The sequence below is a fragment of the Rubrivirga litoralis genome, from assembly GCF_031846415.1.
Lineage (GTDB): Bacteria > Bacteroidota > Rhodothermia > Rhodothermales > Rubricoccaceae > Rubrivirga > Rubrivirga litoralis.
Map to the genome: position 1 here is coordinate 17,764 of NZ_JAVRHT010000031.1, position 23,709 is coordinate 41,472.

The 23,709-nt window shown below is 76.0% G+C and carries 15 protein-coding genes and 1 pseudogene; 9 read left to right on the plus strand and 7 right to left on the minus strand.

Annotated elements, in window-relative coordinates:
• Positions 1 to 45 precede the first annotated feature (45 nt).
• From RM540_RS12415 to RM540_RS12430, 4 genes are all read left to right on the plus strand, one after another.
• On the plus strand, positions 46 to 2,430 hold the full coding sequence (locus RM540_RS12415) for an ABC transporter permease (RefSeq protein WP_311664549.1): 2,385 nt from the start codon (positions 46 to 48) through the stop codon (positions 2,428 to 2,430).
• 91 nt (positions 2,431 to 2,521) lie between these two features.
• The gene (locus tag RM540_RS12420; RefSeq protein ID WP_311664551.1) at positions 2,522 to 4,939 is read left to right on the plus strand and encodes an ABC transporter permease; all 2,418 of its coding nucleotides are present in this window, start codon (positions 2,522 to 2,524) and stop codon (positions 4,937 to 4,939) included.
• Positions 4,940 to 5,066: 127 nt separating this feature from the next.
• The gene (locus RM540_RS12425; protein WP_311664553.1) at positions 5,067 to 5,768 is read left to right on the plus strand and encodes an ABC transporter ATP-binding protein; all 702 of its coding nucleotides are present in this window, start codon (positions 5,067 to 5,069) and stop codon (positions 5,766 to 5,768) included.
• Positions 5,769 to 5,966: 198 nt separating this feature from the next.
• Positions 5,967 to 7,256 (plus strand): TolC family protein, encoded by a 1,290-nt coding sequence (locus RM540_RS12430; protein WP_311664555.1) that lies wholly within the window; start codon positions 5,967 to 5,969, stop codon positions 7,254 to 7,256.
• Between the two features lie 187 nt (positions 7,257 to 7,443).
• Here RM540_RS12430 and lysS read toward each other — a convergent pair whose 3' ends face one another.
• The 4 genes from lysS to amrB all read right to left on the minus strand — a co-directional run bounded on the left by lysS (position 7,444) and on the right by amrB (position 11,659).
• Positions 7,444 to 9,027 (minus strand): lysine--tRNA ligase, encoded by a 1,584-nt coding sequence (gene lysS, locus RM540_RS12435; RefSeq protein WP_311664557.1) that lies wholly within the window; start codon positions 9,025 to 9,027, stop codon positions 7,444 to 7,446.
• A gap of 175 nt (positions 9,028 to 9,202) precedes the next feature.
• Entirely contained in the window at positions 9,203 to 9,793 is a 591-nt protein-coding gene (locus tag RM540_RS12440) for a hypothetical protein (RefSeq protein WP_311664559.1), read from the minus strand.
• A gap of 142 nt (positions 9,794 to 9,935) precedes the next feature.
• Entirely contained in the window at positions 9,936 to 10,868 is a 933-nt protein-coding gene (locus RM540_RS12445) for a Rossmann-like and DUF2520 domain-containing protein (RefSeq protein WP_311664561.1), read from the minus strand.
• Between the two features lie 5 nt (positions 10,869 to 10,873).
• Positions 10,874 to 11,659 (minus strand): AmmeMemoRadiSam system protein B, encoded by a 786-nt coding sequence (gene amrB / locus RM540_RS12450; protein ID WP_311664563.1) that lies wholly within the window; start codon positions 11,657 to 11,659, stop codon positions 10,874 to 10,876.
• A 294-nt stretch (positions 11,660 to 11,953) separates the two neighbouring features.
• Here amrB and RM540_RS12455 point away from each other — a divergent pair, with 294 nt between their 5' ends.
• Complete coding sequence (locus RM540_RS12455; RefSeq protein ID WP_311664565.1) at positions 11,954 to 12,889, plus strand: FKBP-type peptidyl-prolyl cis-trans isomerase; 936 nt, start codon at positions 11,954 to 11,956, stop codon at positions 12,887 to 12,889.
• Between the two features lie 206 nt (positions 12,890 to 13,095).
• Positions 13,096 to 13,537, plus strand: a pseudogene (locus tag RM540_RS16425) (GlcG/HbpS family heme-binding protein).
• A 62-nt stretch (positions 13,538 to 13,599) separates the two neighbouring features.
• Here the strand turns inward: RM540_RS16425 and RM540_RS12470 are convergent.
• The 3 genes from RM540_RS12470 to RM540_RS12480 all read right to left on the minus strand — a co-directional run bounded on the left by RM540_RS12470 (position 13,600) and on the right by RM540_RS12480 (position 18,214).
• A complete protein-coding gene (locus RM540_RS12470) occupies positions 13,600 to 16,149 on the minus strand; it encodes a heavy metal translocating P-type ATPase (RefSeq protein WP_311664571.1) in 2,550 nt (849 codons plus the stop codon).
• Between the two features lie 38 nt (positions 16,150 to 16,187).
• Positions 16,188 to 16,934 (minus strand): class I SAM-dependent methyltransferase, encoded by a 747-nt coding sequence (locus RM540_RS12475; protein WP_311664573.1) that lies wholly within the window; start codon positions 16,932 to 16,934, stop codon positions 16,188 to 16,190.
• A 71-nt stretch (positions 16,935 to 17,005) separates the two neighbouring features.
• Complete coding sequence (locus RM540_RS12480; RefSeq protein ID WP_311664575.1) at positions 17,006 to 18,214, minus strand: efflux RND transporter periplasmic adaptor subunit; 1,209 nt, start codon at positions 18,212 to 18,214, stop codon at positions 17,006 to 17,008.
• A gap of 462 nt (positions 18,215 to 18,676) precedes the next feature.
• On the opposite strand from RM540_RS12480, the gene RM540_RS12485 reads away from it, so the two are divergent.
• From RM540_RS12485 to RM540_RS12495, 3 genes are all read left to right on the plus strand, one after another.
• Positions 18,677 to 19,783: an META domain-containing protein gene (locus RM540_RS12485; RefSeq protein ID WP_311664577.1), complete on the plus strand. Its 1,107-nt coding sequence runs from the start codon at positions 18,677 to 18,679 to the stop codon at positions 19,781 to 19,783.
• Positions 19,784 to 20,055: 272 nt separating this feature from the next.
• Complete coding sequence (locus tag RM540_RS12490) at positions 20,056 to 21,342, plus strand: mechanosensitive ion channel family protein (protein ID WP_311664579.1); 1,287 nt, start codon at positions 20,056 to 20,058, stop codon at positions 21,340 to 21,342.
• Complete coding sequence (locus RM540_RS12495) at positions 21,339 to 23,690, plus strand: patatin-like phospholipase family protein (RefSeq protein ID WP_311664581.1); 2,352 nt, start codon at positions 21,339 to 21,341, stop codon at positions 23,688 to 23,690. Before RM540_RS12490 ends, RM540_RS12495 begins: the two co-directional genes overlap by 4 nt.
• The last annotated feature ends 19 nt before the right edge of the window (positions 23,691 to 23,709 follow it).

The following is a 23,709-nucleotide window of genomic DNA, read 5'->3' on the forward strand; positions in this document are numbered from 1 at the left end:
ACCCCGCCCCGACGTCGCGCTTCCTCGCCGGCCGCCCCTGCCCCCATGCCCCTCGTCCTCCGCACCGCCCTCCGCGCCCTCCGGCGCCGCCCCGCCGACGCCCTCATCAACGGGCTCGGGCTCGCGCTCGGGCTCGCGTGTTGCGCGCTCATCGCCCTCCACGTCGCCGCCGAGCGCGGGGCCGACCGCCAGCACGCGGGCGGCGAGCGCGTCGTCCGCGTCGGCATCGAGATGACGGACGCGGGCGGCGAGGTCACGAAAGCTCCGACCGTGCCCCGACCACTGCTCGCCGCCGTCGAGCGCGATCCGGCCGCCGAGGCCGTCGCCACCGTCCGGTACGGGGCGGGGTTCCGCGTCGAGCGGCCGGTGGGGAACGTCCGCGCCGACGCCATCTTCGCCAGCGCCGACGTCCTCGACGTCCTCAATGGCTACCGCCTCATCGCGGGCGACGCCCAGACAGCGCTCGCGGCACCCGGATCGGTCGTCCTCACCGAGGAGGCCGCGCTCCGGCTCACCGGCGAGGCCGCCCCGCTCGGGCAGACGCTCGACGTGGGCGCCGACCTTCCCTACACCGTCACCGGCGTCTTCGACGAGACGGGCCGGTCGCACCTCGCGTTCGACGCGCTCGTTTCGTTCGCTACGCTCGACGCGGCGGACTGGTACGACCCAGACCAGTGGCAGTCGTTCGACCTCGGCGTCTACGCCCGGCTCCGCTCTGGAGCCGACCGCGCCGCGTTCGCCGGCCGCGTTCAGGGCGCGCTGGACGACGGGATCGGGGAGGGCATGCGGGCTGAGGGCATGGCCGCCGCCGCCGCCGTCCAGCCGCTCCACGACGTTTACCTCGCTGAGGACGGGCGGATGAACCCGCCGTACGTGCGGACCGGCCACCCCGCCCTGCTCCGCGTCCTGTCGCTCGTCGGGCTGTTCGTGCTCGCGGTCGCCGCCGTCAACTTCGTGAACCTGGCGACGGCCCGGTCGGTCGAGCGCGCCCGCGAGGTCGGCGTGCGGAAGGCGGTTGGGGCGGGGCGGGGCGGGCTCGTGGCGCAGTTTCTAGCCGAGGCCGTGGCGCTCGCCCTCGCGTCGGGCGCCGTGGCCCTCGCCCTCGTGGCGCTCGCGCTCCCGGCCTACAACGGGCTGACGGACGCCGGCCTGGCGCTCTCCGACCTGCTCGCGCCCGCCCCGCTCGCGGCCGGGCTCGCCGTTGTCGTGGCCGTCGGGCTCCTGGCTGGAGCCTACCCCGCGCTCGCGCTCTCGTCGTTCCGCCCCGCCGAGACGCTCCGCGGCTCGTTCGCGACCGACCGCCGGGGGGCCGGGCTGCGGCGCGGGCTCGTCGTGTTCCAGTTTGCCGTCTCGGGCGCGCTCCTCGTCGCCACGCTCGTCGTGGGATCGCAGCTGGGCCACCTCCGCGACCAGGACCCCGGGTTCGACCGCGAGCACGTCGTCCTCGTCCCCACGAACGTCGTGGGCGGGGCGGACGTGCGGGCGCTGAAGGACGCCTTCGCGCGCGTCCCCGGCGTCGAGGCCGTCGCCCTAACGGGGGCGCCGCCGACCGAGGCGGGCTGGGAGAGCCAGAACGTCTCGGCCCGGGGCGGGGCGGGCGGGACGCAGACGATGGAGACAGTGATCGCCGACCCGGACTACGCCGAGGCCCTCGGGCTGCGCGTCGTCGCCGGCCGCGACCTCTCGGCCGAGATCGAGACGGACCGCGAGACGGCCGTGCTCCTCAACGCGTCGGCCGCGCGCGCGCTCGGGTGGACGCCCGAGGAGGCCGTCGGGCAGGAGGTCGAGACGTCGGGCCGCTACCCCGGCACCGTCGTCGGCGTCCTGGCCGACTACGCCCACCACGGCCTGGCCGCCCCGCCCCGCCCCCAGGTCTTTTTCGACCAGGCGGGGCAGGCGCAGTGGGCGGCCATCCGCCTCGCGCCGGGCGCGACGGGCGCCCTCGACCGGCTCCGGGCGGTGTGGGAGGGCCGCGTGCCCGGCGACCCGTTCGCGCCCACGTTCCTCGACGCCGCCGTCGACGCGCAGTACCGGGCTGAGGAGCAGCTCGCGCGGGCGTTCGCCCTGTTCGCCGGCCTCGCCGTCGTCGTGGCGTGCCTCGGCCTGTTCGGGCTGGCGGCGCACGCGGTCCAGAAGCGGCGGAAGGAGGTCGGCGTGCGGCGCGTGCTCGGCGCCACGGTCGGGCAGGTCGTCGGCCGCCTCACGGCGGACTTTGCGCGGCCGGTCCTCGTCGGCCTGGCCGTCGCGGTGCCGGTCGCGTGGTGGGGCCTCTCGCGGTGGCTCGACGGGTTCGCCGAGCGCGTGGCGCTCACGCCCGCCCCGTTCCTCGTCGCCGGCCTCGTGGCGCTGGCCGTGGCCGTGCTGACGGTGAGCGTCCACACAGTCCGCGCGGCGACGGCGGACCCGGCGCGGGCGCTGCGCTCGGAGTAGGGCGGGGTGGTCGTCTGTCCTTTGTCATGGGTCCCCCAGTTGAGCCGCCCCGCCCACCCCGCCGCTTCTCCCCCACCCCGCCCCGCTCGCGATGACTGACTCGATCCGGTTCGCGCTCCGCCGCCTCGCCCGCCGCCCCTCCACGTCCGCGCTCCACGTGGGCGGGCTGGCCGTCGGGCTCGCGTGCTGCTTTTTGGCCCTCTTGTTCGTTCAAGACGAGTTGGGCTACGACCGCTTCCACGAGGGCGCCGAACGGATCGTCGGCCTCCGCCAGGAGCTCTCGTTTGGGGACCAGACGATGGATATCCAGTCCGTCCCCAAGGATGGGCGGGCAGCGCTAGACTACGACGTGCCGGGCGTCGAGGCGGTGACGGAGACGAACGGGCAGGGCGGCCTCGTCCGCCGTGCGCCCGAGGCTGAGGGCGTGGTCGTGGAGGACGCCCGGTTTGCCGACGCCTCCTTTTTCGACGTGTTCACGTTCCCGCTCGTCCGCGGCGACGCGGCCACGGCGCTCGACGGCCCCGGCCGGGCCGTCCTCACGGCGTCGCTCGCCCGCTCTCTCTTTGGCAGCGACGACCCGGTCGGGCAGGATGTCTACCTCGAACGAACGGGGTTCGGTCTCCAGGACCCTGATCCGATCCTGCTCACCGTCACGGGCGTCGCGGCCGACCCGCCCGCGGCGTCGTCCATCCTGTTCGACCTCCTCGTTTCAGGTCAGACGGAGGTGACGGTGTTTAGCGGGATGGCGCCGGCGCTCGACGGGACCGGCGCGACGTACGTCCGGCTCGCCGCGCTCCGCGACACGGCCGCCGTCAAAGCGGCGCTCAACGCGCTCGCCCCGGCCGACGACTCGTTCGCTGAGTTCGTGCAGGCAGGCGCCGTGTCGACGCCGCGCCTGATAGATCAGCACCTGAGCGAGGGCGGGACCCGGACGGCCCTCGTCGGGCGCCCGCTCTACCTCGCCCTGTTCTCGACCGTCGCCGCGCTCGTCCTACTGCTGGCGTGCGTGAACTACGCCAACCTCGCGACGGCCCTCGCGCTCGGCCGGGCGACCGAGGTCGGCGTGCGGAAAACGCTGGGGGCGGGGCGGGGGCAGCTTGCGCGGCTGTTCCTGATCGAAGCCGTCGCGCTCGCGCTCGCGGCGGGTGGGGTGGCGGTCGCGCTCGTGGCGCTCGTGCTCCCAGCGTTCAACGCCTTCTTCGAGAAGGGCGTCTCGCTGAGCTCGCTCGGGCTGGCGGAGTGGGCCGTAGTGCCAGCGCTGGCCGTCGCCGCCGGACTCTTGGCCGGCGCCTACCCGGCCCTCGTGCTGGCCCGGTTCCGGCCCGCCACCGCCCTCCGGGGGGGCGGGATGCGAGGGCGGGGCGGAACGACCGTTCGACGAGCGCTCGTCGTGTTCCAGTTTGCCGTGACCATCGTGCTCCTGGCGTCGACAGCCGTCGTCGCGCAGCAGCTCGACGCGGCGCGGTCGCGAGACCTGGGGTTCGAGGGCGACCGCGTAGTCTCGCTCGGTCTCCAGGCCGACCGGCTCCGCCAGCAGGCGGGCGTTCTGAAGGAGGAGGTCGCGTCGATCCCCGGTGTCGCTCGCGTGGCCCTGGGGTCGGGCGTGCCGGGCGCCTTCAGCCTCCAGACGGCGGTCTCGGCCTCGCCAGCAGCGGGCGGGGCGGCCGACGATGTCGTCGTAACGTTCCTCCAAGCGGACGCCGATTACGCGGCGGCGCTCGGGCTCAAAATGGCGGCGGGCGCGTGGTTCGACGCCGACGCGGCGCGCTCTGAAGGCGTCGTCCTAAACGAGGCGGCGGCCCGGCAGCTCGGGCTGATGACGACGGACCCCACCGAGGCGATGGGGAAAGGCGTAGGGATTGGGGCGGGCGAGTCGAGGCTTCCTGTCATCGGTGTTCTCCGCGACTTCCACTTCCAAGGACCCCGCGCTGAGATCGGGCCGGTCGTGGTCCAGCCGGTCGCGGAGTTCGCCACCACGCTCGAACTCGTCGTCCAACTGAACTCGGCCGACGCCCGAACGCTCGGCGGGATTCAGGGCGTGTGGGAGCGTGTCGTACCCGAGTACCCGTTCGACCCGCAGTTCGTAACCGACACGTTCGCCGGCGAGCTCCGCGAGGACCGCCGGCTGGGCCAACTGTTCGGGGCGCTGGGCGGCGTCGCCGTCGTGCTCGCGTGCCTCGGCGTGTTCGGGCTCGCCGCGCACGCGGCCGACCGCCGGCGCAAGGAGGTCGGCATCCGCAAGGTGCTCGGGGCGACGGTCGCCGGCTTGGTGGCCCGGCTCTCGGGCGAGTTCGCCGCGCTCGTGGCCGTGGCGCTCGTCGTGGCCGGCCCCGTCGTGTGGTGGACGGGGCGGCGGTGGCTGGAGGACTTCGCCTACCCCGCCCCGCTCGCGGCGTGGCCGTTCGTGGCGGTGGCGCTCGGCGTGCTCGCGCTGGCGCTGCTGGCGGCGGGCGTCCACGCCATCCGCGCGGCGACGGCCGACCCCGTCCGCGCCCTCCGCTCGGAGTAGCCTCCACCCCGCCCCGCCCGTCCTGCGTGGGCGGGGCGGCGGACGTTTGCTCCCGCCCCGCTCAGCCGCCCCGCCCCGCCCGCGTCGCCTTCAGGGCGGGGCGGCGCCTTCGTCTTCCGCCCTGCCCGTGACCGCCCCGCCCGTGACCCCGCTCGTCTCGCTCCGCAGTCTGACCTACGCCTACCGCACGCGCCGCCGCGCCGAGACCGTCCTGCACGGGGTCGACGTGGACGTGGCGCCCGGCGAGTTCGTCACCGTCGTCGGCCCGTCCGGTTCGGGGAAGTCGACGTTGCTGCACGTGCTCGCCTTGCTCGACCGGGCGACGTCGGGGACGTACCGGTTCGACGGCCGCGACGTGGGCGCGCTGTCCGACCGCGAGCGGGCGGCGCTCGCGCGCGAGGCCGTCGCCGTCGTGTTCCAGGCGTACCACCTCCTGGACGACCTCACGGTCGCCGAGAACGTGGCCGAGCCGCTCCGCTACCAGAAGGTGCCCGCCGCCGAGCGGACCCGGCGCGCGGCCGAGGTGCTCGCCCGGTTCGGGCTCGACGTGAAGGCCGACCGCTATCCGGCCGAGCTCTCGGGCGGCCAGCAGCAGCTGGTCGGCGTGGCCCGCGCCCTCGCCGGGCGTCCGCGGCTGCTTCTCGCCGACGAGCCCACGGGCAACCTCCACGCGGCGCAGGGCGGGGCGGTCGTCGACGCGCTCCGCGAGCTCAACGAGCGCGACGGCGTGACCGTCCTCCACGTCACGCACTCGGAGCGGTGGGCGGCCGCGGGCGGGCGCGTGGTCGAGCTCCTCGACGGCCGCGTTGTCGCCGACTCGGGCACGTAGCCGCCCCGCCCTCGGCGGGCGGAGCATGGGAGCAGACGACGGGCGGGGCGGCGTGCGCCCGCGCACAGCCGGTGGGCGCCGGCGCACACGTCGGCCCCGCCCTGGGCGCCACGGGCGGGGCGGAGACGCGTGGCACGGCGGTTGGACCTCGGGGAAGACCACCCCGCCCGATGAGTCCGCCCCTTGGGTCCGCCCGCTATGCACCGCCCCGCCCTCCTCGCCCTTTCATCCCTCGCCGCGCCGCTGGCGGCCCAGACGCCGGTCCCGCTCGACGACGCGCTCCAGACGGCCCGCACGCAGGCCGTCGCCGTGCTCCGCGCCGACGCCGCCGTCGAGGGCGCCCGCGTGGCGGTCGACGCCGCCGAGGCCCGGCGGTGGCCGTCGCTGGACCTCCGCGCGGGCGGCGGGCAGCGCTACGGGCTCGCCTTCGACAACACGAGCGGGAGCCTGACGCAGGCCACGATCGAGTCGGTGGACATTGGGATCGACGCCGGCTACGTCGTCTACGACGGGGGCGCGCGCGGCGCCGACGCCCGCGCCGCCGAGGCCGGGCTCCAGGCAGCGGTCCTGGACCGCGAGCGGGCCGAGCAGCGGGCGGCCGAGGCCGTCGTCGAGGGCTACCGCGCCGTCGCCCGCGCCGACGCCGCGCGTGCCGTCGCGGCCGAGGCGCTCGCGGCCCAGCGCGACCTGCTCGCCGAAGTTGAGGCCCAGGTCGAGGTCGGCGAGCGGCCGGGCTACGAGGCGGCCCAGCAGCGCGAGCGCGTCGCGGCGGCCCAGGGCGACGTGCTCGCCGCCGAGCGCGATCGGGCGCTCGCCGAGGCCCGTCTCGTCCGCGTGCTCGGGCTCGATCCGGCCGGCGACTACGCGTTTCCGGCGCCCGCCCCAGGCGCCGCCCCGCCCGCCGCGCTCGTGGGCGACCTCGTCCGCCAGGCGCTCTCCGTCCGCGCCGACGTGCGCGCGGCCGAGGCCGCCGTGGTCGCCGCTGAGGCCGACCGCCACGCGGCGCGGGCGGGGCGGCTCCCGACGGTCGCCGTCGGCGCCTACGTCGGGACGAACTATTCGAGCGCGGCCGGGACCGCCCTGCCCGGCCAGCTCGGCGACAACCGGGCCGGCGCCCTGCGCCTGACGGTCTCGCTCCCCGTCCTCGACCGGGGCGCCGCCGGCACCGCCGTGCGCCGCGCCGAGGCCCGCGCCACGGCCCTCCGCGCCGACCAGGAAGACGTCCGCCGCGCCGTGGCCCTCGACGTCCGCGAGCGGTCCGTCGAGGTCGACGCCGCCGCCGCCCGCGCCGAGGTGGCCGCCGTGCGCGTGGAGGCGGCCGAGGCCGCGCTCGCCGCCGAGCGGGCGCGGTACGCGGCGGGCGCGACGACGCTCCAGGCGGTTTCGCTCCTCCAGGCCCGGCTCGTCGAGGCCCAGACCGAGCGGGCGCAGCTGGCCGTCGAGGCCGCGTTCAACCGGCGCCTCCTCGCCCTCGCGCTGGGGCAGTGACGCCGTCCCGCAGAGCCGGGACGGTCGTCGGTGCCAGAGGGCAAGGGCGCGCGGGCCGCCAGAGCGGGCGCGCTGCCCGAGGGTGGAGGCGACTCGGTCCCCGCTCGCCTTGCACGTGGGCGGGGTGGCTCGCCCGCCCCGACCAGGCTCCACCGCCCCGCCCGCCGCCGTTCCTGGGCGGGGCGGCTCAGGCCGCGTCCGCCCCGCCCTCGGGGCCGCCCTCGGGGCGGAGGAGCGGGAACAGGAGGACGTCGCGGATCGACGGCTGGTTCGTCATCACCATCGCCAGGCGGTCGACGCCGATGCCCAAGCCGGCGGCCGGCGGCATGCCGTACTCGAGCGCCCGGAGAAAGTCCTCGTCGACGGCGTTCACGGCCTCGTCGTCGCCGGCCGACGCCAGGCGGACCTGGTCCTCGAAGCGGGCGCGCTGCTCCAACGGGTCGTTCAGCTCGGAGAACGCGTTGCACAGCTCCTTGCCGCCGGCGATGAGCTCGAACCGCTCGACGAGGCCCGGCTTTGTCCGGTGGCGCTTGGCGAGCGGCGACAGCTCGACGGGGTAGTCGGTCACGAACGTGGGCTGGACGAGCGTCGGCTCGACGGCCGCGCCGAAGATCTCGTCGATCAGCTTGCCCACGCCCATCGCGTCGTCCGTCTCGACGCCCACCGACTGGGCCGCAGCGACGAGGGCGGGGCGGTCGGCCACGCGCTCGCCGTCGTAGAGCCGGTGCCCCGTCGCCTCCTCGATGGCGTCGAAGATGGGGACGCGCCGGAAGGGCGCCGCGAACGACAGCGCGTGCTCCGCCCCGCCCGCGGCGTACGGCACGTCCGGCGAGCTGTGGAGCGCGCGCGCGACCGTCTCCAGCATCCGCTCGACGAGCCCCATCATCCAATCGTAGTCGCGGAAGGCGACGTAGAGCTCGAGCATGGTGAACTCCGGGTTGTGGAACCGGGAGAGCCCCTCGTTGCGGAAGTCCTTGGCGATCTCGTAGACGCCCTCGAAGCCGCCCACGAGCAGGCGCTTGAGGTACAGCTCGTCCGCGATGCGGAGGAAGAGCGGCATGTCGAGCGCGTTGTGGTGCGTCGTGAACGGGCGCGCCGCGGCGCCGCCGTAGAGCGGCTGGAGCGCCGGCGTCTCGACCTCGACGTAGCCCTGGCCGTCCAGGAAGTCGCGGAGCGTGCGCGTGATCGTGTGCCGGGCCTTGAACACGTCGCGGACGTCGGGGTGCAGCGCGAGGTCGGCGTAGCGCTGGCGGTAGCGGAATTCGGGGTCCGAGACCTCGTTGAACCGGCGCGTCTCGCCAGTCTCCTCGTCCGTCACCTCCTTCTCGACGGGCAGCGGCTTGAGCGACTTGGCGAGCAGGACCAGCCGCTCAGCGCGGACCGACACCTCGCCCATGCGCGTGCGGAACACCTCGCCCTCGACGCCGACCCAGTCGCCCGTGTCGAGCAGCTTTTTAAAGACCGCGTTGTACTCGCCCTCGGGGAGGTCGTCGCGGCGGACGTACACCTGGACCGCCCCGCTCTCGTCGGCGAGGTGGAAAAAGGCGGCCTTGCCCATGACCCGCTTCGTCAGCATCCGCCCCGCCACAGTCGCGCGGAGCGGGGTGGTGCCGTCGGTCTCGGGGTCGTTCGCGGCGTCGTCGTAGGCGTCCAGGACCTCGGCGGCGCGGTGCGTGACGGGCGGGGCGGCGGCCGGGTACGGCTCGACGCCGGCCTCGCGGAGGGCGTCGAGGTGGTCGCGGCGGATCTGCTCCTGCTCGGTGAGGGCCATCAAGAGGGATGCGGGGTGGAGGGATCGAGGGACGGGAAGATCCACCCGCCCAGCCCTCGAAGCATGGACGGGAGACGGAGACCGCGCCTGACCGCCCCGCCCCGGCGTCGGGTGGCGCACGCGGGGCGGGGTGGCCGCCCTCATGCCTCCATCCCCTATCCCTCCATCCCTCCCGCTAGTCCACGACGCGGGCCACGTCGGCGAGGAGCGTGTCGCGGTGCGCGCGGAGCCGGGCCGCGAGGCGATCGGCCAGCATGCGCGCCGACGACTCGGCCGGCTGCGCGGCGCCCAGGAGGGCCAGGTGCTCGGCCGTCTGGCCGAGCGCGCCGACGGCGGCGGCGGCGGCCGTCACCCACGGGCGCGTGGGGGGCGGGGCGGGCATGGCGAGGCTCCCGGCCCGCTCGCGGAGCCGCGGGAGCCACCCGGGGGCGGGGCGGAGCACGGACCGGACGCGCTGGGCGGCCGTCGGCGGGGCCGGCGCGAGGCACCGGGCCTCGGCCGAGACGCCCGACCGGAGCGCGGCGACGACGGCCTCGACGTCGGCGGCGACGTCGGCCACGTGCTCGCGCTGGGCCAGGTTCAGCGCCGACGCCTCGGCCACCTCCAACGGCTCCGCCGTCCGCTCGAGGGCGGTGACGGAGGCGGCGAGGAGGGCCTGGAACGACGGAGCCGAGTCACGGCTCACGCTCCGGGCGACGAGGTCAGAGACGTCCTCGGCCGTGAGGCCGGTGGAGACGTCGTCATGAAAAACAGCGGTTTCACTCATACAGTCGCGGCCCGCAGGGCGAGACGCGGTCGGTGGGACAGCGCGGGAGGAAAGGGTAACGACCGGGCAACGTTCCCGGGGTCCGCCGCACCGACGATCCTCCGTTCCGCCACACCACGTCCACACGGCCGCCGCGGCGTTTTCACGGGGTGCCGCCTGGCGCAGCGCCGTCCGGGCGGGGCGGGGCGGCCATCTGCTCCAGGAGCGCGAGCACGGCCTCGGCGCGCTCCGCCGGCAGCCGCCCCGCCCGCACCGCCACGCGGACCGCCTCGACGGAGAGTGCGGCGTAGGCCGGGACGAGGTGCGGGAGGCGCGTGCGGAGCGCGCGCCCGTGGGCCTCCAGCGTCTCCAAGTCGCCGCGCGCGACCGGCCCCGTAAGGGACGCCTCGGGCGACGACGCGAGCACGTTCTCGACCGTCCCGCGGACGAGCGGGGCGAGCATCGCCGCGGCGTCGTCGCGGCCGACGTCGATGGACGCCAGGACCTCCTGGGCGACGGCGAGGAGCGCCACGACGAGGTTCGAGGCCGTGGCCGCGGCGAGGTGGTAGAGCGGCTTGGCCGCGGTCGGCACCACGAGCGGCCGCATTCCGAGCGCCTCGGCCAGCGCGGCGCCGGCGGCGACGCCCTCCGCCCCGCCCTCGACGCCGACCGTGACGCCGTCGAACACGGCCGCGCCCGCCCCGCCCGGGACGGTCTGGAGCGGGTGGAACGAGAGCGTCCGCGCGCCCTCGGCCGCGAGCGAGCCGAGCGCCGAGGCCGGCGTGGCGCCCGACGTGTGGAGCACGACCGCCCCGCCCCACGCGCGGTCCAGCCCAGCGAGCGCGCGGGCGACGCCGGCGATCTCGCCGTCGGGCACGCACAGCGCGACGAGCGGGGCGGCGGGGAGGTCGGCGAGTCGGTCCGACGCGACTGGCGCGCCGAGAACGTCCGCGAGCGCGCTGGCCGAGGCGCGCGTCCGGCTGACGACGCCGGCGACGGCGTGGCCGGCCGCGGCGAGCCGGAGCCCGAGCGCGCGGCCGACGGCGCCGGCGCCGACGAGCGCGAAGGCCGGGCGGGGCGGGGCGGCATCCTCCACCGGCGTCAGGCGCGCCAGAGGGCGCAGGCGAGGACGCCGGGCGCGTCGTCGGAGGGCGGCTCCAGCGCGAGGACCTCGGCGCGCGTGGCCCCGCGGCGCTGGGCGGCGATGAGTGTCGTGACGAGCGCGCCCATGCCCTCGACCTGGACGGTCTCGCTCCCCAAGAGGTGCATGAGCTCGCTCTCGTTGAACGCCTCGATGGCCGTGCGGAGCCGGCCGAGCGCCTCCGCCCCGCCCGAGAGCACGTCGCACGAGCCGACGACGACGGCCTGCTTGGCGTACATCACCTCGCCCACGGCCGCGCCCAGCTCGCGGCAGTACGCCGGGCTCTCCTCGCCCATCACGATCGGGACCGCGCTGAACCCCTCGTCCAGGACCACCTGGAGAAACGGGAGCTGGACGTCGGCGCCCTCGGTGTGGTAGTGGCCCGTGTCGTCGAGGTAGATGTCGTCGTCCTCGTCGCAGAGCTCGTTGCGCAGGTGGTCGTTGATGGGGACCGGCCCGAGCGGCGTGTGGTACTGCTCGGTCTTGCAGATCGAGAGGCGCCCGAACGCGCCCGTGTGGCTGGGCGAGATGAGGACGACCGTGTCGAGGTCGGCCCCGCGGAGCCGGGCGTAGGCCGCCGCCGAGGCCGCCCCGCCCGAGGCCCGGTTCGAGTCGGGCACGACGAGGGCGACGAGGTCGTCGGGCGGGGCGGCGCCCGCGTCGTCGGCGTCGGCGAGGAGGCGGTCGAGGTGCTGGCGGAGGGGTCCCGGTTGCGTGGGGTAGACCGCGCGGGTGGCGAGGCTCATCGGCTCGGACGGCGTGTGGGAAGGGGCGCGCCCGACCGGGCGCTTGGCGCCTACGCGCGACCGGCGCCCGGGATGCCGGACGGGCCAGATGGGCGCCCCGCCGGTCCAGCAGTCGACGGCTACGGTCCGAGGCGGCTCGCGCTCGACGCAGCCTCGGTCGTGCCCGACGCCGGGGCTCCCACCCCGCCCTCGCCTGAGGAGGGCGGGGCGGGGCCGTGCGCCCTCTTTCCCGGAAGGCTCATGCGGACCCGCGGGCGGGGCGGCTAGCTTGCCGGCTTCTCACCCCCTCGACGCATGACGCTCCGCTCCCCTCTCTGCGCCCTCGCGCTCGCCGCCGCGCTCGTCGGCTGCGGCGAGGGCACCGCCTCGTCGTCGCCGGCGGCCGGCACGACCGACCTCGACAACCTGGCCGGGGCGGACCCCGTCGCGCAGATCGCCTACGACGCCGGCTTCCAGGCGGCGGGCCAGCTCCGCGGCCAGGACTCGACGCTCCAGTTCTCGAGCTTCGAGGACGGGTTCAACACGGGCCTCCGCAACGCCCGCGACCCGGCCTACGCCGAGGGCGTCCAGTTCGGGCTCCAGGTCGGGGCCGACACCGTCGTCAACATCGACCCCGAGGTGTTCCTCGCTGGCGCCCGCGAGGCGTTCGAGGGCGCCGAGTCGCGGCTCACGCCGGAGCAGCTCCAGGCAGCCCAGGCGGCGGCCCAGGACTCGATCCAGATGCGGCAGCTCCGGTCGCAGGCGCGGTCGAACCCGCAGGCCCGCGAGCGGCTCGACCAGTTGGCCCAGAACCGGACGCAGGCCGACGCCTTCCTCGCCCAGGTCGCCGAGCGCCCGGGCATCCAGCGGCTCCCGAGCGGCGTCCTCTACACGATCACCGACGAGGGCGAGGGGGCCAAGCCGACGGTGCAGTCCGTCGTCTCGGTCGACTACACGGGCCGCCTCGCCGACGGGACCGTCTTCGACCAGTCGCCCGAGGGCCAGCCGGTCCAGTTCCCGGTCGGCAACGTGGTCCCCGGCTTCCGCGACGCGATCCTCGACATGCGCCCGGGCGAGACGCGGACGGTGTACCTCCCGCCGGACCTCGCCTACGGCCAGGCCGGGGCGCCGGGGCCGGGCGGCCAAGGCGGCATCCCGCCGAACGCGGCGCTCGAGTTCGACATCACGCTCCGCGAGGTGCTGAACGCCCCGCCCCAGGGCGCGGGCGGGGCGGTCCCGCCGCTCAACTAGCGGGCTTCGTGCGGGGTCTCCTGGGGGGCCGTCTCGCCGCGGGCGGGGCGGCCCCTCGTTTTTGCCGCCCCGCCCGGCGCGCGGGACGTAACACGCGGGCGGGGTGGGCGGGGCGGTCCCGCCTGCTCCTCCACCCCGCCCCGCTGGAGCCCGTGCAACCCGAGGCGTGCGTCAGGGCTACGACGGGACGCCCACCCCGCCCCATCATGGCGCAACCGTCTCCGCACCACGTCCCCCTGCTGACGGCCAGCATGGCTCAGCTCATCGTGAGCGCCGCGTTCTCAGAAGCTCAGCGGGACTGCTCGGCTGTCACGGTCACCGTGGTCGACCGCTCCGGCCAGACGCTGGCGGTCCTGCGGGACCACCGAGCCGGCGTCCACACGCTACCGCGCGAGCTACAAAAAGGCGTACACCGCCTGCTCGCAGAAGCGGACGATGGCTGAGATCGCTCGCGGAATCCAGGACGGCACCATCCCCGAAGACGTCCGGCACCTCGACGAGAACGTGCTCGCGATAGACGGCGACCTCCCGATCTACGTCGATGGCGTCGTCGTGGGGGACGTCGGCGTGGGCGGGGCGCACGGGGCCAAGGACGTGCGCGTTGCCGAGGCGGGCTTGCGGGCCGTGGACGACCTCGCTGGGGAGTAGCGCCGGCCGCGACACCGGGCGGGGCGGCGGCTCCACCCCGCCCGCCGCCCGGGGCGGGGCGGCTACTCCCGGTAGGCCAGGAGCCGGAGCGCGTTGAACACGACGACGAGCGTGGACCCCTCGTGGAGCGCCACGGCCGGCCCGATGCCGAGCCCGAAGATCGTCGCCGGCACCAGGAAGGCCACCATGCCCAGGCTCAGCCACAGGTTCTGGCGGATGATGCCGCGCGTCTTGCGGCTCAGGCCGACCGCGAACGGGAGCCGCGCGAGGTCGTCGGCCATGAGCGCCACGTCGGCCGTCTCGAGCGCCACGTCGGAGCCCGCCGCGCCCATCGCGATGCCGACCGTCGCGTTCGCGAGCGCCGGCGCGTCGTTGACGCCGTCGCCGACCATCGCCACCCCGCCCCGCTCGCGGAGCCGCTTGATGGCCTCGACCTTGTCGGCCGGGAGCAGGTCGCCGCGCGCCTCGTCGATGCCGACGGCGCGGGCGACCGACTCGGCGACGACCTGGGCGTCGCCCGAGATCATGACGGTCGTCTCGATGCCCAGCGCGTGGAGCCGCCGGATGACGCCCTCTGCGCTCTCGCGCGGCGTGTCCATGAGCCCGACGACACCGAGGAACCGTGCGCCGCGGCGGACGAGCATGGTCGAGCGGCCGTCGGCCTTGAGCCGGCGGTCGTCGTCGAGGAGGGCCGCGGGCGGGGCGGCGCCCCCGTCGAGCGTGAACAGGGCGGGCTTGCCGACCTCGACGGGCTCGCCGCCGAGCGTCGCGCGGACGCCGTGGCCGGTCACGCTCTGGAGGTCCTCGGCCGCCCCGCCCGAGGCCGCCCCGCCCGCTGCGCGGTCGCCCAGGTCGCGGACGACGGCGCGGGCCAGCGGGTGCTCGCTCAGGCGCTCGACGGCGACGACGGCTGCCACGAGCTCGGCCTTGGTCGCGCCCGCCGCCGGGACCACGTCGGTCACGCGCGGCTCGCCCTCCGTTAGCGTCCCCGTCTTGTCGAAGGCGACGGCCTCGATCCCGCCCAGCGCTTCGAGCGGCCCGCCGCCCTTGACGAGCACGCCGCTCCGCCCCGCCCGCGCCACGCCCGAGAGCACGGCCGACGGCGTGGCGATCGCGAGCGCGCACGGACTCGCCGCCACCAGGACGGCCATCGCCCGGTAGAACGAGACCGAGAACGACTCCGTGATCACGCCCAGCGCGTCCAGCGCCGGCGGGCCGACGATGAGGAGCGCCACGAGCACGAGCACGGACGGCACGAACACCTTCTCGAAGCGGTCCGTGAACCGCTGCGTGGGCGAGCGCTCAGTCTCGGCCTCGGCCACGAGCTGCACCACGCGCGCCAGCGTGGTCTCGCCGGCCGGCCGCGTGACGACGACGTCGAGCGCGCCCGCCCCGTTGAGCGTGCCCGCGAACACGCGGTGCTCCGGGGCCGGCTCGTCGGCAGCGAGGGCCGCGTCGAGGTCCGACGCCGGCCGCTTGTCGACCGGCACGCTCTCGCCCGTCACCGGCGCCTGGTCGACCGCGCTCGTGCCGCGCACGACGACGCCGTCGGCCGCGATCCGCTCGTCGGGGCGGACCACGACGGTGTCGCCCACCTGGAGGTCACCGACCGGCACCTCGGCCTCCACCCCGCCCCGCCGGACGCGGGCGGTCGCCGGGGCCAGTTCGCCCAGCGCCTCGATGGCCGCCCGCGCGCGGCCCATCGCGTAGCCTTCGAGCGCGTGGCCGAGCGAGAACAGGGCGAGCAGCAGCCCGCCCTCGAACCACTCGCCCAGCGCGGCAGCGCCGGCCGCGGCCACGATCATGAGGAAGTCGATCTCGAACCGCCCCGCCCGGATCGAGTCCCACGCCTCGCGGACCGTGAACCACCCGCCAAAGGCGTAGGCGCCGAGAAAGAGCGCGAACGGAACGGCCTCGGCGACGCCCGTGAACACGTCCAGCGCCCACCCCGCCCCCACGCAGACGCCGGCGAGGAGGGCGAAGACCAGCTCGGTCCGCTCGCCGAAGATGCCACCGTGGGCGTGGGCGTGCGCGCCCGGCGCGTGGTCGTGGCCCGCGTGCTCGTCGTCGGAGCGGGGCGGGGCGGCGTGTTCACCCGGGCCGTGGTCGTGGCCCGCGTGGGCGCCCACCCCGCCCTCGGCGGCGGCCACCTCGGGCGGCTCCGTCGCCGTGACCGTCACGCCCAGGTCCGCCAGGGCGCGGCGGAGCTCGGCCTCGCCCGTCGCCTCGCGGTCGAACTCGATGCGGACCGGCCCGGTCGCATTCGCCTCGGCCTCGACGACGCCCGGCGCCTGCTGCAACCGCTCCGTCACGGTCCGCGCCCGGCGCTGGTGGCCCAGCCCGTCGACGGCCCAGAGCACGTGCCCGTAGCGCTCCGTGACGCGGGCGCCCGCGGCCTCGGCCGCGCGGCGGAGGCGCGGGAGCGCGACGACGGCGGGGTCGTAGTGCAGGCAGAGCTGGGCGGGGCGGCCGCCCTCGGGCGGGACGACGTGGGCGCGCTCGACGCCGGCCGTCGCCCCGAGCGCGTCGGTCAGGCGGCCGACGCAGGCGTCCTGCGCGTCGGGGGCATCAGGAAGGAGGACCGGGAGGTCGAGGCGGAGCGGGGCGGGCATGGGTGGCGAAACGGGGACGGGGCGGGAGCGGCCGCAGCCTACGGCGCGGGCGGGGCGGCGGGCGGGGCGGCGGCGACGGCGAGGTAGACGGCGCCCCCGAGCGTCTCCTCGTAGGCGACCTGGCGGGCGTGCCTGAAGACCGAGCGCCACGGCCGGACACCCTCGGAAGCGCGTGTGACCCCGAACGGGCGGTTGACGAGCGCGCCCAGGCGGACGGCCCACTCGGGCCAGCGGGCGGGGCGGCGCAGGCCGCCGACCACGATCCGCCGGCCGGGCGCGAGCGCCGCGACGGCACGTTCGACGACGGCGTCGTGCTCGGGGACGAACTCGAGCCCGTACGTCGAGACGACGCCGCCGAGCGGGGCGGGGAACGCGAACTGGCGCACGTCGCCCTCGACCAGTTCGACGGTCGCCCACCCACCCCGCCCAACCCGCCGGCGGGCGCGGGCGAGCATCTCAGGCGAGAGGTCCACACCGACGACGCGGCCGGTCGGCCCGACGGCGCGGGCGAGCCGGCCGAGGTTCGCGCCCGTCCCGCAGGCGAGGTCCACGACGGTGTCGCCGGGCCGGAGCGCCAGGGCTTCGACGGCGCGGCGGTGGAAGCGGTCTGCGCCGACGAGGGCGTAGGCCGCGGCCACGAGATCGTACGTCGGCGCGGCGCGGTCGTAGAGGGCGCGGACGGCGTCGGGGCCGAGCGTGGGCGGGGCGGCCGCGTGCCGCCCGCGGCGCCACGCGAGGACGACGCCCGCGGCGGCGGCGAGGAGGAGCGGGGCGGTCCGGTTCACCGGCGTCGTGCGGGGTCGGGAGGAGCGGGCACCGCCCCGCCCTCGAAGCGGGGCGGGGTGGCGGTCCGGCGTCAGTGGCTGTGCCCAGAGAGCTCGCCGCGGCTGCGGAAGCTTTTGAGCGCGAACACGCCGTCGACGACGACGCGCTCGCCGGGCTCCAGGCCCGCCGTCACCTCGACGCGGTCGCCGGTCGCCCCGCCCAGCGCGACGGCGCGGCGGGCGTAGGTCCGCGGCTCGCCCGGGACCGGCACGTAGACGAACGCCTGCCCGCCCTCGCGCTCGACGGCCTCGGCGGGGACCGTGACCGCCCCGCCCGCCGGGGCCTCCACCTCGAAGGCCACCGTCACGAACGTCTCGGGCCGCAGCTCGGCCGTCGCGTTCGCCACGCGGAGGCGGACGGTCGCCGTGCGCGTCTCGCCGGCCACCTCGGCGCCGACGAACTGGACGGTGCCGCGGTAGCGCCGCCCGCCCGGGGCCTCGATCACGGCCGCGTCGCCCTGGCCGATGGCCGCGGCGGCGGCCGGGTCCACGCTCGCGTCGGCGTAGACCTGGCCCGGCGCGACGACCTCGTAGAGCGGGGCGGCGGCCTGCACGAACGCGCCGAGCTCGGCCTGCCGCGCCGACACGACGCCCGCGATGGGCGACGCGACCGTCACGCGCCCGGTCACCCCGCCCGGACCGGACGGCGCGGTGCCGCCGTGGGACCGGATCTCGCCGGCGAGCGCGGCTGCCTGCGCCTCGGTCGCGCGGGCGTCGGCGACGGCCTGTTCGAGGAGCGTGCCCGAGATGAGGTCCTCGGCCGCGAGTTGGCGCGACCGCGCAAGCTGCTGCTCCGCCTGCGTCGCGCGGGCCTGCGCCTGGAGGTACTCGCCCTGGAGGCGCGCGACCTCGGGGCTCTCGATCGCCGCGACGGCGGCGCCCCGGCGGACCGCCTGGCCCTCGGCCGCCAGCAGCCGGACGACGCGGCCGTCGACGAGCGCGCCGACCTGGGCCTGCCCCGTCTCGGTCGGGATGATCCGGGCCGGCACGCGGAGCTCGTCCGCGAGCGGCCCGGCCTGGGCGGCGGCCGTCTCGATTCCGGCCGCGGCGGCCTGCGCCTCGGTGAGCGCGATCTCGTCCTGGGAGTCGTGCCCGTCGTCGCTGTGCCCGTCGTCGTGCTCGGCGTCGCCGTGCTCCTCGTGGTCTGTGTCGTCGGCGGGCGCCGCCCCGAACTCGGAGCCGCACCCGGCGAGCGGGGCGGCCGCGAGGAGGAAAAGGAGGATGCAGAGGGGCCGGTTCATCGGGGGCGGCGTCGGGGCCGCTGTGGCGTGGGAGGTCGGGCGGGGTGGCCGGGGCGCCAGGGCGGATTGCGCCGACGCCTCCGGTACGGCGCGGCCGCGCGAACGTTCGACCGTTGGAAGCGCGAGAGTGACGGCGAGCGCGCTCCCCAGGACGGCGCATGGTACCGCCCCGCCCCGCCCCGCCCCGCTCACTCGCTCGGGCGGGGCGGGTCACGGGCGGGGCGCCGTCACCGCCCGAGGCGGACACGACAGGTCGTGTCTCTAACGATCCTACCCGGCCCGGCTCGCCCGGGCGGGGCGGCGCGTGGCGGCGTCGTGAACGGGGCGCCCATGCGTGGAGAAGAAGGGTCAGCCGCAAGCGGCCTCAGAAACTCCCCTTGCGGCGCTCCCATTACACGCCGTCACGTCTCCGGCCTGGGCGTCGCCCGCGGACCGCCCCCTTCTCCCAACGTTTCCAGTCCCATGCGCCCGCTTGTTTCTCTCCTCTTACTTGGCCTCTTCGCCGCCGGCTGCGCCTCTACGGGCGCGATGGGCGACGCCGCGGACCGGGTCGTCGGTCCCACGTGGCAGCTTACGTCGGTCGGCACCGTCTCCGCCGCGGGACCCGAGGCCACGATCACGTTCGAGCCCGACGGCCGCGTCTTCGGCACGACGGGCTGCAACCGCTTTTTCGGCACGTACGACTTGGGCTCCAACGGCGCCCTCACGCTCTCCCAAGTCGGCTCGACGCGGATGGCCTGCCCGCCGATCGACATGACGCAGGAGGCCGGCTTCCTCGACGCGCTGGACCGCGCGGAGCGTGTCCTGGTCGAGGGCGATCAGCTGTCCCTCGTGGCGGATGATGAGCGGCTCCTCCGGTTCCGCTCTACGGCGGGCTCCACGGCCAACGCGACGCTCTCCGGCACCGTCACCTACCTCCCGCGCATCGCGCTCCCGCCGGACGCCGTCGTCGCCGTCCGCCTGATCGACGTGAACCGGGGCGACGCGCAGGCCCAGGCGGTCGCCGAAAACCGCGTGGAGACGGACGGCGGGCAGGTGCCCATCCCGTTCTCGCTCCGCTACGACGCCTCGCAGATCCAGCCGGCCAACCGCTACGTGGTCCGCGCCGAGATCTACGACGCCGACGGCACCGCCCTGTGGACGACGGACACGTCGTACCCGGTGCTCACCAACGGCGCGCCCTCCGACGACATCGAGATCCGCGTGGCGCAGGTGACTGAGACCGGCGTGAACAGCGCGCTCATCGGCCCGTCGTGGCGGCTCCTCGAAATCCAGAAGCCGGGCGGGGTGGCCCTCTCGTACGAGGGCACAGCGCCGTTCACGATCTCCTTCGGGACCGACGGCCGCTACAGCGGCCAGGCCGACTGCAACCGCTACGGCGGCACGTTCGAGGTCGACCCCGACGGGGCGCTCCGCCTGTCGCAGGGGCTCTCGACGCTCGCGGCCTGCCCAGAGCCGTCGGTGTCGGGCGACTTTTTCGAGGTGCTCAACAACGTCGGCCGCTACGACGTCGGCGGCGGGCGCCTGACGCTGCGCGGCGTCGACGGCGGCTCGCTCGTGTTCCAGTAGGCCGCGTCCCGTAGGCCGCGCGCGCGGCCCGTCCGCTCCGGGCGGGGTGGTCCTGTCGACCGCCCCGCCCGTCTGTTTTGCACGATGCGGGGGCGGGGCGGCACCGGGCGGGGTGGAGCGAGTCGAGCGGCGCCCCGCCCGTCTAGCCTTGGCCGCCCGTCCGAGACCGGGCGGGCGGGGCGGACCGGCGAGCGGTCGCCGGCTCCGCGGGGCGACGAGCGTTCCGGCCCCGCCGCGGGCCGTAGACTCGGCCACCCCGCCCCCACGAGACGATGCTCCGCTCGGTCCTACGCCAGCTTCTCGACGCGGAGCACCTGGACCGTATGGTCCTGGGCGTCCCGGTCGAGGACTGGCTGCTGCTCGCCGCCGCCCTCCTCGCGACGGGCCTGCTGCTCGCCGTCACGCGCGCCGCCATCCGCTGGCAGCTGCGCCGAGACACCCGGAGCCGGACCAACGCCTGGTTCGCGCAGGCCGTCGACAACGTGCTCGAGCGCACGCGGGGGTACTTCCTGTTCGCGCTCACGCTCTACCTCGCCTCCCGCCTCGTCGGGTGGAACGAGCAAGGGCTCACGTGGACGGCCACGCTGCTCACGCTCGCGTCGCTGCTCCAGGCGGGCCGGTGGATCACCGGGCTCATCGAGATCTGGCTCGACCGGTACCGGGCGCAGAAGCTGGACGCCGACGCCTCGGCCGTGACCAGCATGCAGGCCATCGGGATCCTGGCCCAGATCGCCGTGTGGTCGGTGATCGCGCTCATGTTCCTGGCCAACATCGGCATCAACGTGACGGCGCTCGTGGCCGGGCTCGGGATCGGCGGCGTCGCGATCGGCCTGGCCGTCCAGAACATCCTCGGCGACCTGTTCGCCTCGCTCTCGATCGTCCTCGACAAGCCGTTCGTCATCGGCGACACGCTCGCGGTCGGCAGCGAGATGGGGACGGTCCAGCACATCGGGCTCAAGTCGACCCGGATCCAGAGCCTCTCGGGCGAGCAGATCGTGTTCTCGAACGGGGACCTCCTCGCGAGCCGCATCCGCAACTACCAGCGGATGACCGAGCGCCGGGTCGTGCTCACGTTCGGGGTCACGTACGACACGCCGCCCGACGAGATCGCCGCGGTCCCCGGCCGCGTCCGCGAGGTGATCGAGGGGCTCCGCTCCGACGACGACACCCAGGGCGCCGCCCCGCTCGGCGGCGACCCGCCCAAGGCCGACGCTCCGGTCCCCCCGCCCGTCCGGTTCGACCGCGCCCACTTCAGGGGGTTTGGGGCCTCGTCGCTCGACTTCGAGGTGGTCTACTACGTCCTCGTCCCCGACTACGCGCGGTACATGGACGCGCAGCAGGCCATCAACCTGGGGCTCCTCCGGGCCTTCGGGGCGCACGGCGTCGAGTTCGCCTTCCCCACGCGGACACTCCACGTCGCCTCCGACGCCCGCCCCGCCCGCGACGGCTCGGCCCGCGACAACTCAGCCCGCAACGGCTCTGACGCCGAGACGCCCGACCGCCACGACGCCCGCCCCGCCGACGGCGACGAGGCGCCCGCCCCGCCCGACCCCGCATGACGCGCTTGTTTCTCGCCCTCGCCCTCGTCGCTTCGGGCGGGGTGGCGGCTCAGACGGCCACTCCCGCCCCGCCCGCCGAGCGGCCGACGGTGGGCCTGGCGCTCTCGGGCGGGGCGGCCAAGGGGTTCGCCCACATCGGCGTGCTCCAGGTGCTGGAGGAGGAGGGCGTGCCGGTCGACGTCGTCGCCGGGACGAGCATGGGGGCGCTCCTGGGCGGCCTCTACGCCGTCGGCTACACGGGCCACGACATCGAGCGGATCGTGCTCGACCTCGACGTGCCGGCCCTCCTCTTCGGGCCGAGCGGCCCGGGCGCGCTGAGCCTGGGCGAGGCCCTCGTGCCTGGCCCCACGCTCATCGACGTGCCCACGCGCGGGCTGACGCCGGTGCTCCCCGAGGGGCTCCTCACGGGGCAGCCGCTGCTCGAGCTGCTCGCGCGGCTGACGTGGGACGTCCAGGGCGTGACCGACTTCCGGGACCTCCCGCGGCCGTTCGCGTGCAACGCCATCGACCTGGTCACGGGCGAGGACGTGACGCTGGACGCGGGGTACCTCCCGCTCGCCATCCGCACGTGCATGTCGCTCCCGGGCGCGTTCCGGCCCATCCGCTACGGCGACGGCGTGTACCTCGACGGCGGGCCGGACCACATGCTGCCGGTCCCCGAGGCCGAGGCGCTCGGGGCCGACCTCGTCATCGGCGTCGACGTGAGCAGCGACGTGGACCCGGAGACCGGCCGGCTCCGCCTGTCGCCGACCGGCAACACCGTCAACCTGCTGGTCCTCTTCGAGAAGGTCACCGGCACGACGCGCCGCCGCCGGGCGATCGGCGACCGCGAGGCCACCGACGTCCTCATCCAGCCCGACGTGGCGGCCGTGGTGTCGGCCGGCCTGACGGACCCGGCCCCGTGGATCGCCGAGGGCCGCCGCGTGGCGACGGCGGCGCTCCCCGAGATCCGCGCGCTCCTCTCCCAGAACGACGTAGGCCGCGCCGCCCCGCCCCCGCCGCCGCCCGCGCCCCGGGCGGTCCGCGTGGGCGCCATCCGGTTCCGGGGCGTCGAGGGGCCGGCGCTCCGGCTCGCCGAGCGGCTGACGGCGCGCGCGCTGCCGGCCGACCTGGGGCCGGACGACGTCGACCGGCTCGTGGGTCGCCTCGTGGCGACTGGGAGCTACGACTACGTGATCCCGCGCGTCGTGCCGGACGGGCGGGGCGGGGCGGCCGTGCTGGACGTCCGCCTGGTGCCGAAGGACCCGCCGGACCGGCTGGGCTTCGGGCTCCGCTACGACGACGAGAACGGGGGCGAGCTGCTGGCCCAGCTCGCGCTCCGCCACCGGCTCCGCTGGGGCGACCGCTCGGCGTTCGCGCTCCGGCTCGGCCGCCAGTCGCAGGCGCTCGCCGCCTACACCGCCCCGCTCGGGCTGACGTCGTCGGTCGAGGCCGGCGCGCGCGTCGGCGTGACCGAGGCGCCGGTCGACGTCGTGCTGCTGGGCGAGGAGAAGGACCGCTCGACGCTCTCGCAGCGCGTGGCCGAGGCGGCGCTCGTGGGCGCGTGGGCGCCGCTCCCCAGCGTGCTCGTCGGCGCCTCCGTCGGGGGCGGGGTGGGGCGGAACGAGGTCACCGACTTCTCGGTCGACGCCAACGCCGTGTTCCCCGGCCCCGACGGCGTGCCCATCGTGCTCGACCCCGAGGGCGTGGCGCTGGGCGAGCGGTGGGCCTCGGGCACGGCCTTCGCCGAGGTCCGCACGCTGGACCGGCTGAACGTGCCCACGCGCGGCGTCCGCGTCCGCGCTCAGGTCGAGGGCGGGCGGGGCCGGCTGGACGCGACGGAGTTCGCGGACCGGATCTCGGAGCAGGCCCGCGTGCCGGCCGCGTCGCTGGGGCTGGTCGAGGTCCGCACGGGCGGGTTTACGCGGGCGCTCCTCGACGTCGAGGGGTTCGTGCCCGTCTCGCCACGTGTCTCGCTCGTCGGCCGCGCGGCCTACGCCCGCGGCTCGGGCGAGGGCCTCCCGCTCAACCGGCGGACGTTCCTGGGCGGGATGCAGACGGTGACGGTCCTGCCGGGCACGTTCCTCCCGCTCTACGGCCACGACCCCGAGTCGCTGACCGGCCCCAACGCCTGGCTCGCCGTCGCGGGCATCCAGGCGCAGGCGGGCGCCCTGTTCGCGCGCCTGTTCGCGAACGCCGGCCGCGTCTTCGGCGACGACGACGCGATCGTCGACGCCGACGGCGTGCTCGCGGGCGTCGGCCTCGACCTGTCGGCGCGGACGCCGATCGGCCCGGTCACGCTCTCGCTGGGGACCGACGCGCTTGACCGGCTCCCCGACGTGGGCGTCCGCGTAGGCTACGTGTTCTAGGGCGGACTTCGGGAGGGTA